Here is a 9,091-nt window from a genome sequence, read left to right on the forward strand (position 1 = left end):
TCAGGGGGTCAATTACCTAATTTTCAGGGAAAAAGTACCTGAATTTTCCCCCCAATCACTCCAAAGGTCGGCACTTTTTGAGGGAAAACAAGTCTAAAAACCCTATCCAACAAGGTTTTTAGATTTATTCAGCAAACCCTATTTATATTTGTGTGATGGTGACATCAACAGTTTTAACCGTAGTTCCCAAACTGGATAAGGGAGGTTGAATTTCCTGTTCATTACCCACCACAAGAGTCACAATTTGATTCGGTTGCAGATATTGTTGGGCCACTCGTTGAATATCGGCAATTGTCACCCCTTTTACCGCTTGTTGATAACGGAAGATAAAATCTTGGGGATAACCATAGTATTCATAGGTCATCAATCGCGATAAATTTTGAGCAGGTTTCTCAAACTTAAAAACAAAAGAATTGAGAATAGCATTTTTAGCATCTTCCAATTCTTTGGCAGTAACGGGTTGATTGCGAAGGCGCTCGATTTCGCCTAAAATTGCCTTAATAAAAGGTACGGTAGCATCGGTGCGAGTTTGACCTCCGGCAATAAATAAACCGGGATAATCATAACGACTATTCCAGACACCATAGACAGAATAAGCTAATCCTTGACGGGAACGCACTTCATTAAATAAACGACCACCAAAACCGCTTAAAATCTCATTTAATACCGTTAAAGCGGGATAGTCGGGACTATCCAAACGACCCCCAAGATGACCTAATAAAACGCTACTCTGGGTTAATTGGGGTTGATTGACGACAAAGACACCTTGAAGATTTTTTTGGGTTGCAGAAGGGGTGACAATTTTAGGGGCAGTTGCGGGATTTTTCCAATCGCCAAAAGTTTTATTGATTAATGCTTTCATCGACTGAGAATCAAAATCACCGACAATTCCTAAAATTATTTGGTCGGGACGGACATAGGTACGATAAAAATCGATTAAATCCTGACGGTCAATATTAGCTAAAGTGCTATATTCTACAGTACGAGCGTAGGGGCTATTATCACCATAGACTAGCTTTTTAAACTCCCGACTAGCAATATCATCAGGATCATCATTACGTCGGGCAATCGCGCCTTTTTCCTGAACTTTGGCTAATTCTACCCTCTGACTTTCAAAAGCTGGGGAACGCAAAACCTCGGCAAAGAGATTAAAAACTGCTTCTAAATCTTCACTAAGAGCGCTAAAACTAGCAGTTCCAGCGTTAAGATCGATCGAGGTTTCTACTAGGGCTGCTCTTTGTTCTAATAACTGATTTAAGACATTAGAAGGATGTTTCTCCGTGCCACCACTACGCAGCACGGTTCCAGTAATATCGGCTAATCCGACTTTTTCCCCGGATTCTAATCTCCCTCCTGTCCGAATCATCGCCGTACCACTCACTAAAGGTAAGCTCCGATCCTCCACTAAATAAACCACCATACCATTATCTAGTTGATAACGTTCGTATTGGGGAACTGTCACTTCAGGAAGTGGAGGAAAAGTTAAATCGGTAAAATGTCGCGGGGTTTGGGCAATTGCCGGGGAACGAAAAGCTAGGACACCTATCAGGGTGATCAGGATTAAACCTAGCCATTGTAAGCGTTTTTTCATGATTATATTTATTTTAGGTTTTGGGTGTTAGGGTGTTAGGGTTTTAGGGTGTTGGGGTTTTAGGGTGTTGGGGTGTTGGGGTGGTCACTGCGTGCGCGTTGCGGGGGGTGTTGGGGTTTTAGTTGAAATTCCCCCACTTCCCCACTTCCCCCATTCCCCCACTTTCCCCACTTTCCCCACTTTCCCCATTTCCCCATCTATCTATTTCGGTAAAATTCGGCCAATAGTGCGATTTTCGGGGGTAAAAGTTTCTTTAGCCACCCGTTGAATATCAGCTGCCGTGACAGCATTATAAGCATCTAATTGGGCGAATAAATTACGCCAATCGCCGGTTTTTACCTCGTATTCAATCAAGGATCGCGCCATGCCCATGTTAGAATCAAGACCTCTTAATAGGGCTGCCCGTAGTTGATTTTTAACCCGTTCTAATTCCTGTTCCGAAACCGGTTCATTTTTCAATCTTTCCAACTCCAAATTCAAACCCTGCGCTACTTCCTCCAGGCTGACATTAGGAGCGCTGAGAGCATAGAATAACAGCAAATTCGGGTATTTATCTCCCGGAAAGCCGTTAAATCCCTGGGCAGCGAGGGCAAGTTGTTTGTCCTCCACTAAAGCTTTATACAGTCGCGAAGTTCTTCCTTCACTCATTAAAGTGGCGATAACCTCGTAAACCGCATGATCGGGATGATTGAGGGCGGGACGATGGTATCCTTCTAAATACCAAGGCTGCGAGGCTAATTTTAGGGTAATTTCCTTTGTTTTGGTTTGGTCCGGTTCCACTACTGTCACCTGTGGGGGTTTTGGTTTAGCGGGAAAACGACCAAAATAAACCTTAGCTAACTGTTTGACCTGTTCTGAGTCCACATCCCCGGCGATAGCTATGGTTAAATTACTGGCAGCATAAAATTTATCGAAAAAGTTTTGGATATCTGAGGGTTCCAGATTGCGAATATCTCGATCGTAGCCGATAACGGGACGTTTGTAGGGATGGACAGTATAAGCTTGATCGAGAAAAGCTTCGATTAATAGACCCAAGGGGCTATTATCCGTCCGCATCCGTCTTTCTTCCAGAATTACGTCTTTTTCTTTGTAAAATTCCCGTTGGAACACCGGTTCTAAAAATCTTTCCGATTCCAAAGACATCCATAATTCCAATTTATTCGACGGGAAGCTGTAAAAATAGCTAGTTGCATCGCTGGAAGTGGTGGCATTTAAACCGACTCCCCCCTGAGTTTCGACGATTTGCCCGTATTCGTTGCGTTGGACGAATTTCTCGGACTCTGCCTTCGCTTGTTGAAATTCTTCCGTTAATTTAGCCACTTCTGCGCTTTTACCTGCTTTTTTGGCCGCTTGTAGTTCTTTGTCTATAGCTTCAAGGCGATCGAGGACTTTTTTCTCGCTAAGATAATCGGTAGTACCGATGGTTTTTGTGCCTTTAAAGGCTAAATGTTCCAAAAAGTGAGCAACTCCTGTTTTCCCGTCCGGTTCATCGGCACCTCCCACATCCGCATAGGTGACAAAGGAAATAACCGGGGCATCGCGATTTTCTAGGATAATGAATTTTATTCCGTTATCGAGGCGAAATTCGGTAATTTTTTGTTGAAATTGCTTTAGGTAGGGGGTAATCGATTGCACATCGGCTGATTGCTCTTTCGCTTGGGCAAGAAGGGGTGAGAAACTCCCAAAACCCCAAAACACAAGGAAAGCGACCCAAAAGCCGATTACAGCCCGATAATAGGGGTTATTTTTAATGATCATGGATAGTTTTATCAGGTATCGTGGGAGCGAGAGATCGATCGCTATCTTCGATCTTAGCAGTCGATTGTTAGGAGAGGGGGAGTGGGAATTATGAATTATAAATTATGAATTGGGAAGTGGGGAAGTGGGGAAGTGGGGAAGTGGGGAAGTGGGGAGAATAAATAAAAGCAATCTCCTGACTCCTATCTCCTGACTCCTGACTTTTAGACAAAAAATCTCTCCCTAAAGAGGAGAGAAGTCAAAAAAAGCACGATTGACAATGGGGGGGAGGCGGTTTTTATAGGTCGCCACCACGAAAAGCTAGTAGGAAAATGACAAAGGGGCCAGCTAACATGATTAGCGCCACGAAGGTGAGTTGAAAAATGGGTTCTAAATTGAGAGCCGCAAATAATTCCATGATGTCTCCTAACCTGTTTACAATGATTTAAAAGGCTAATCTGGTCAAAACCATTGTCTATCATACAGGGGATGATTCGCTGGTTTTCCTGATTCGATACAAAAATACATAAAGTTTTGTTGCAATTCTGAATTTTCCCGCTTTCTTATTTCCTTCCCACTAGGGGCAATCTCAATGTTCAACTCTCTGGCCACATCTCCCGACTCGTTAACCCGGATTTATACTGGTTTTCAGGCACTCTCGGATCCCCTGCGACTGCAAATTCTGCAACTTTTGCGACATCAGGAATTATGCGTCTGTGAATTGCGCGACCATCTTGATATCGCCCAATCTAAATTATCTTTTCACCTAAAAACGCTAAAAGAAGCCAATTTAGTCCGCAGTCGTCAAGAGGGTCGTTGGATCTACTACAGCCTAAATCTATCTCAATTTCTTCTCCTAGAAGAATATCTATCCGAATATCGTCGTTTTGCCGCCCTCGTCCCCGCTCGTTTCTGCGAGGAAAATAAGTAACCAATCAAGATTTTTAGAAATATTAAAGCTTTATAACTAGCTTTTCCTCTTGACATATCAACTTTTTTTGAAATAATAAAGGTGGGTTGCCCAATCTCCCATTATTCCCTTTCCACCTTTGTGCGATGACTAATCAAATCAATCCTAAAGCCGCCAAAGCTGGCGGTAGCCTTAGTGTTTTTGAAAAATATCTTACCCTTTGGGTTATTTTCTGTATTTTGGCGGGAATTGCCCTCGGTCGGTCATTTCCGGACGTAGCGCAGACTTTAGATGCCATGAGTGTCTATAACGTTTCTATTCCGATCGCCATCTGTCTTTTCTTCATGATGTATCCGATCATGGTTAAGATCGACTTTTCTCAGGCTCTCCGGGCTGCCCGTACTCCCAAACCAGTTATTTTAACTTTAGTGGTTAATTGGCTGATCAAACCCTTTACCATGGTGGCGCTGGCTCAATTTTTTCTCGGCTGGCTGTTTCTGCCTTGGTTGAGTCAAACGGAGATTATCCGAGGACAGACGGTAAGTTTAGCTAGTTCCTACACTGCTGGAGCTATTTTACTAGGAATTGCTCCCTGTACGGCCATGGTCTTGATGTGGGGCTATCTTTCCTACAGTAACCAGGGTCATACCCTAATTATGGTAGCAGTCAATTCCCTAGCGATGCTTTTTCTCTACGCTCCTCTAGGTAAATGGTTACTGGCAGCTAATAATTTTGTAGTCCCTTGGCAGACCATTGTTTTTTCTGTGTTAATCTACGTTGGTTTACCGCTTATTGCTGGTATCTATAGCCGTCACTGGATTTTTAAACATAAAGGACGGGCCTGGTTTGAATCGCGTTTTCTTCACTATCTCAGTCCTGTGGCAATCACTGCCTTATTGTTAACCTTAATCCTCCTCTTTGCTTTCAAAGGCGATTTAATTGTTAGTAATCCCCTGCATATTTTCCTGATTGCTATTCCCCTGTTTATTCAAACTAATCTGATTTTTTTTCTTAGTTATGTGGCCGCTCTCAAACTCAATTTAGTTTACGAAGATGCCGCTCCCGCTGCTTTAATTGGTGCTAGTAATCATTTTGAGGTAGCGATCGCCACTGCGGTGATGTTATTCGGATTGAATTCGGGGGCCGCTTTAGCGACAGTAGTGGGGGTATTGATTGAAGTACCTGTGATGTTAATGTTGGTAGAATTCTGTAAAAAAACCGCCTTTTGGTTTCCCAGAGATCCAGAAAAAGCCACCCTTCTCGATCCTCGTTGCTTGAGTTCTTACAAATAATTATTCACCATGATCCAATCGACTCACAAACCGAGAATTCTTTTTCTATATGGTTCTTTGCGGCCACGTTCCTACAGTCGTTTATTAGCAGAAGAAGCGGCCAGAATTATCACTGAATATGGGGCAGAAGTGCGCTTTTTTGATCCCCGTGAATTGCCGATTTATGGCAGTGTTCCCGATACTCATGCCAAAGTACAGGAATTACGAGAATTAAGTCAATGGTCTGAGGGTCAAGTCTGGTCATCTCCCGAACTTCACGGCAATATTAGCGGCATTATCAAAAACCAAATTGATTGGATTCCCTTAAGTATTGGTGCGATTCGTCCCACTCAAGGCCGCACTTTAGCAGTCATGCAAGTAAGCGGAGGTTCCCAATCTTTTAATGCGGTTAATACTCTGCGAATTCTTGGTCGTTGGCTGCGAATGTTTACTATTCCTAATCAATCTTCGGTGGCTAAAGCTTATCAGGAGTTTCATGAGGATGGCACGATGAAAGATTCCCCCTATCGAGATCGGGTTATTGATGTGATGGAGGAACTTTATAAGTTTACCATTCTCCTGCGGGATCAGGTAGATTATCTGACCGATCGCTATAGTGAAAGGAAGGAAAAAGCCGCCCAAGAAATAGCCACAATTGCCCATAAAGCTATTAATTAAATCAATTTCTAGGAGTTAAAATCATGAAAAAAGTCATGTTTGCCTGTAGAAAAAATTCCTGTCGTTCCCAAATCGCCGAAGGTTTCGCTAAAACTTTAGGCGCGGGTAAAATTGCCGTCACAAGTTCCGGATTAGAAGCGGCCAAAGTTCACCCTGGAGCAATCGCAGTTATGCAGGAAATTGGCATTGATATTACTGACCAAACTTCTAAATCAATTAGGGATTTTAATCCCGAAGATTACGATGCCGTTATCTCCCTATGTGGTTGCGGTGTCAATCTGCCGGAAGGATGGGTTTTACAGGAAATTTTCGAGGATTGGTTAATTGATGATCCCGATGGTCAACCCATGGAAACTTTTCGCCGAGTTCGCGATGAAATTAAGGCTAAAGTTGTCGGATTAATTGAGCAGTTAAGTAGGTAGTTGTTAAAAGTTGTCAGGTCCCCACCTTATCAAGGAGTTTGGGTAGGGTTGATTCATGAATCAACCCTACTATGAATCAACTCTACTATGAATCAACCCTAGGAGGGGCAGGGGGGATCAGAGGCAAAATCTATTTTTAATTGAATTATAACTACTTACTTAAGTTAATTTCTCCCAAATTTTTGCGGCTCTCTTATCGTTTGTGTGATCGATTTTAGCGATCAAATCTGTCTTGCTCTCTCTGTCCTTTGTGCCTTTGTAGTTTATCCCCAAGAGGAGCTTTTTTCCAGTCTATCCCTTGGGGGAGAAAAATAATAAGGGGAACCACAGTTGATGAAGAATATCTTCATTAATCCGACGCACGGCTAACCATTCCAACATATTGGAACGATGGCAGGTGGCCACAGCGATCGCACTGATGTCATCTTCTTCTGCTGCCGTCAAAACTTCTAATACAGGTGTTCCTTGTCGCACTTCGCTCTGTACTTGCAAACCGAGTTTTTCTAGTCGCGCTTGCACCGATTCTAATTCCCGACGGGCATCATTTAAACGAGATTCGGTGACACCGGGATCGCGACTGATATTTTCCACTACCCGGAGGAGAAGACATTGCTCAAAAGAGCCGGGGGAGCGAGTTTGAGCGTATTTTTCTATCTGTTCAATTAGATAAATTGCGTCGGGACTGCCATCGTAGGGAATTAATAAATGTTTCCAGAGATGCTGACAGCGCAGGGCTAATTCATCGTGAGTATAAACTGATAATAATTGCGGTCGGAAAATCAGCAGCGGAATATCGGTAATACCTGCGATCGCTAAACTGGTACTACCGAATAATTTTTCTTGGACAGCACCGCGCATGGGATTTCCCATCAAAATCACGTCGATAGAGTGATGAGCGAGGATTTCCCGCACGGCATCCACGGGACGACGGTTAGAGATTTCCAGACTAACTGTCATACCTGCGGGAATATTTGCTAAAGCTGGGGATAATTTTTCTTTGGCTGCGTCAATTTTCGCTTGATCTACGGTAGCTAGGGTGGGTTGTTCCCAAACCGGAATACTGTGGAGGAAGATAACTTGTTTTAAGCCGCTCAGGGCTAAGTGTGGCACACAATGGACAAGACGATGGAGACCATCGAAAAGATCTGTACAGATCAAAGCGCGCTCGAACATAAATTAACCCCTAGCAATTCGGTTATCCTTCCCTAAGAATAGCTAAAAAGGTGAAGAAATGCGCCCCGCATCCCTAGCTCGTTTCCGGAGAAACCCAGCCGGAGAAAGAGGTCGCCCGCAGGGGTGAAATGAGTTATTGGGGAGCCCAGGGATTAGAATCTAGACCCCACTGGTGTTTGAGAAAAGCTTTGTACATATTTTCTCTGACCATCATTTGTTCGTAGAGCTTGATCAGGAAATCCTGCGCTTGCTCCTGACTCATTTTTTCTACCTGAGTCTGAAAAGAACGAATGTTGAACTGTTGTTCTAAGGAAAGTTCGATCGGTTGAGACATGGTGTTCCTCCTCGATGAAGACAGTGGTTGATAACAAGCGAGATGGGTGATGGGTATCACCTTTTTTAACTAATGTAACAAATACTTGACAAAGTGTCAATGTATCTGTAAAGGGGGTTTTGCTTTTTCCCTCCCGTTAGCTAGGATACCCCGCCGCCAAAAGGAAAGAAGCATATAATGATACATTTAGCAAGAGTTTTAATAAAATTTTGCTTACTGTGAACAAATACTTAAGTAGTTATACTTATTTTTTCCATGGCAGCCCGGAGCGAGAGAAAATATTTGACAAATTGTGTAAACATTCTGTAATAATCGAAGAGACCGACATAAATCGGGTAAGTTGAATGGTTAGGCCTGTTAAAAGCTAAAAACGTAACCCCTAGATCCCGTCCCTCTCGTTGAAATCGTTAAGGATAGTCAAAATTGACGGACACAGCCGCTATCGTGCAGAAACTACAAGCTTATCGCTGGGAAACATCCTCCTTAGCTCTGTTTGCCTTAAAAAAATCAGCATACAGGCACGGAATGTCGCACAAGTTTTTACCTAAAATGTCGGATGAATGCCCCCGCTACATTTTTCGACAAGATACTCAGCTTTGCGGGGGATGAAATCCGACCAGAATATCAACCGCAGAGCATCGGTTTAATTCCACCATCTGTGGGTAAACTGTGTTATAATTAACTTAGCCAAGGGTCGAGGATTGTTAGATGCTAGTCGTAGAAGCAAAGCTAAAAAACGGAACACCAGAGCAATATCACCGGCTTGATGAAGCTATCAAAACTTCTCAGTTTGTGCGTAATTCTTGTGTTCGTTATTGGCGGTCCAATCAAGGGACAACCCGCAATGATCTCCAAAAACTTTGCGCGGTACTAGCTAATAATAAAGAGACACCATGGGTTAATAAATTAAACTCTCAAGCTCGTCAATCGGCTGCTGATAGAGCCTGGCAATCAATTACTAGGTTTTACCATAAT

Annotated in this window: 10 protein-coding genes; 5 read left to right on the forward strand and 5 right to left on the reverse strand. The window is 43.2% G+C overall.

What is annotated here, in order from left to right; translation table 11 throughout:
* Positions 1–142: 142 nt before the first annotated feature.
* From O9295_RS21840 to psb30, 3 genes are all read right to left on the reverse strand, one after another.
* Positions 143–1,591, reverse strand: coding sequence for a M16 family metallopeptidase (locus tag O9295_RS21840; RefSeq protein ID WP_288035311.1), 1,449 nt, complete (start codon positions 1,589–1,591; stop codon positions 143–145).
* Positions 1,592–1,792: 201 nt separating this feature from the next.
* Complete coding sequence (locus O9295_RS21845) at positions 1,793–3,349, reverse strand: M16 family metallopeptidase (protein WP_288035312.1); 1,557 nt, start codon at positions 3,347–3,349, stop codon at positions 1,793–1,795.
* Positions 3,350–3,626: 277 nt separating this feature from the next.
* A complete protein-coding gene (gene psb30 / locus O9295_RS21850; RefSeq protein ID WP_002736367.1) occupies positions 3,627–3,746 on the reverse strand; it encodes a photosystem II reaction center protein Ycf12/Psb30 in 120 nt (39 codons plus the stop codon).
* Between the two features lie 174 nt (positions 3,747–3,920).
* Here psb30 and O9295_RS21855 point away from each other — a divergent pair, with 174 nt between their 5' ends.
* From O9295_RS21855 to arsC, 4 genes are all read left to right on the forward strand, one after another.
* Positions 3,921–4,259: an ArsR/SmtB family transcription factor gene (locus O9295_RS21855; RefSeq protein ID WP_288035314.1), complete on the forward strand. Its 339-nt coding sequence runs from the start codon at positions 3,921–3,923 to the stop codon at positions 4,257–4,259.
* A 125-nt stretch (positions 4,260–4,384) separates the two neighbouring features.
* Positions 4,385–5,530 (forward strand): ACR3 family arsenite efflux transporter, encoded by a 1,146-nt coding sequence (arsB, locus tag O9295_RS21860; protein ID WP_288035317.1) that lies wholly within the window; start codon positions 4,385–4,387, stop codon positions 5,528–5,530.
* Between the two features lie 9 nt (positions 5,531–5,539).
* Positions 5,540–6,187, forward strand: a complete 648-nt coding sequence (arsH, locus tag O9295_RS21865; RefSeq protein ID WP_288035319.1) for an arsenical resistance protein ArsH — start codon at positions 5,540–5,542, stop codon at positions 6,185–6,187.
* A 23-nt stretch (positions 6,188–6,210) separates the two neighbouring features.
* The gene (gene arsC / locus O9295_RS21870) at positions 6,211–6,609 is read left to right on the forward strand and encodes an arsenate reductase, glutathione/glutaredoxin type (protein ID WP_288035320.1); all 399 of its coding nucleotides are present in this window, start codon (positions 6,211–6,213) and stop codon (positions 6,607–6,609) included.
* Positions 6,610–6,900: 291 nt separating this feature from the next.
* On the opposite strand, the gene O9295_RS21875 is transcribed toward arsC, so the two are convergent.
* Both O9295_RS21875 and O9295_RS21880 read right to left on the reverse strand, forming a co-directional pair.
* A complete protein-coding gene (locus tag O9295_RS21875; protein ID WP_288035323.1) occupies positions 6,901–7,782 on the reverse strand; it encodes a universal stress protein in 882 nt (293 codons plus the stop codon).
* Between the two features lie 133 nt (positions 7,783–7,915).
* The gene (locus O9295_RS21880; RefSeq protein ID WP_002739006.1) at positions 7,916–8,116 is read right to left on the reverse strand and encodes an NblA/ycf18 family protein; all 201 of its coding nucleotides are present in this window, start codon (positions 8,114–8,116) and stop codon (positions 7,916–7,918) included.
* Positions 8,117–8,824: 708 nt separating this feature from the next.
* Between O9295_RS21880 and O9295_RS21885 the strand changes: the two genes are divergently transcribed.
* Positions 8,825–9,091, forward strand: a 267-nt coding sequence (locus O9295_RS21885; protein WP_288035326.1) for a transposase, incomplete at its 3' end; no start/stop codon positions are given.

The organism is Microcystis sp. LE18-22.4A, from assembly GCF_027531105.1.
Lineage (GTDB): Bacteria > Cyanobacteriota > Cyanobacteriia > Cyanobacteriales > Microcystaceae > Microcystis > Microcystis aeruginosa.

Bases quoted from the DNA above. Each gene is read 5' to 3' on its own strand.
- O9295_RS21840 (WP_288035311.1), bottom strand. From the start codon at position 1,591: ATGAAAAAACGCTTACAATGGCTAGGTTTAATCCTGATCACCCTGATA.
- O9295_RS21845 (WP_288035312.1), bottom strand. From the start codon at position 3,349: ATGATCATTAAAAATAACCCCTATTATCGGGCTGTAATCGGCTTTTGG.
- psb30 (WP_002736367.1), bottom strand. From the start codon at position 3,746: ATGGAATTATTTGCGGCTCTCAATTTAGAACCCATTTTTCAACTCACC.
- O9295_RS21855 (WP_288035314.1), top strand. From the start codon at position 3,921: ATGTTCAACTCTCTGGCCACATCTCCCGACTCGTTAACCCGGATTTAT.
- arsB (WP_288035317.1), top strand. From the start codon at position 4,385: ATGACTAATCAAATCAATCCTAAAGCCGCCAAAGCTGGCGGTAGCCTT.
- arsH (WP_288035319.1), top strand. From the start codon at position 5,540: ATGATCCAATCGACTCACAAACCGAGAATTCTTTTTCTATATGGTTCT.
- arsC (WP_288035320.1), top strand. From the start codon at position 6,211: ATGAAAAAAGTCATGTTTGCCTGTAGAAAAAATTCCTGTCGTTCCCAA.
- O9295_RS21875 (WP_288035323.1), bottom strand. From the start codon at position 7,782: ATGTTCGAGCGCGCTTTGATCTGTACAGATCTTTTCGATGGTCTCCAT.
- O9295_RS21880 (WP_002739006.1), bottom strand. From the start codon at position 8,116: ATGTCTCAACCGATCGAACTTTCCTTAGAACAACAGTTCAACATTCGT.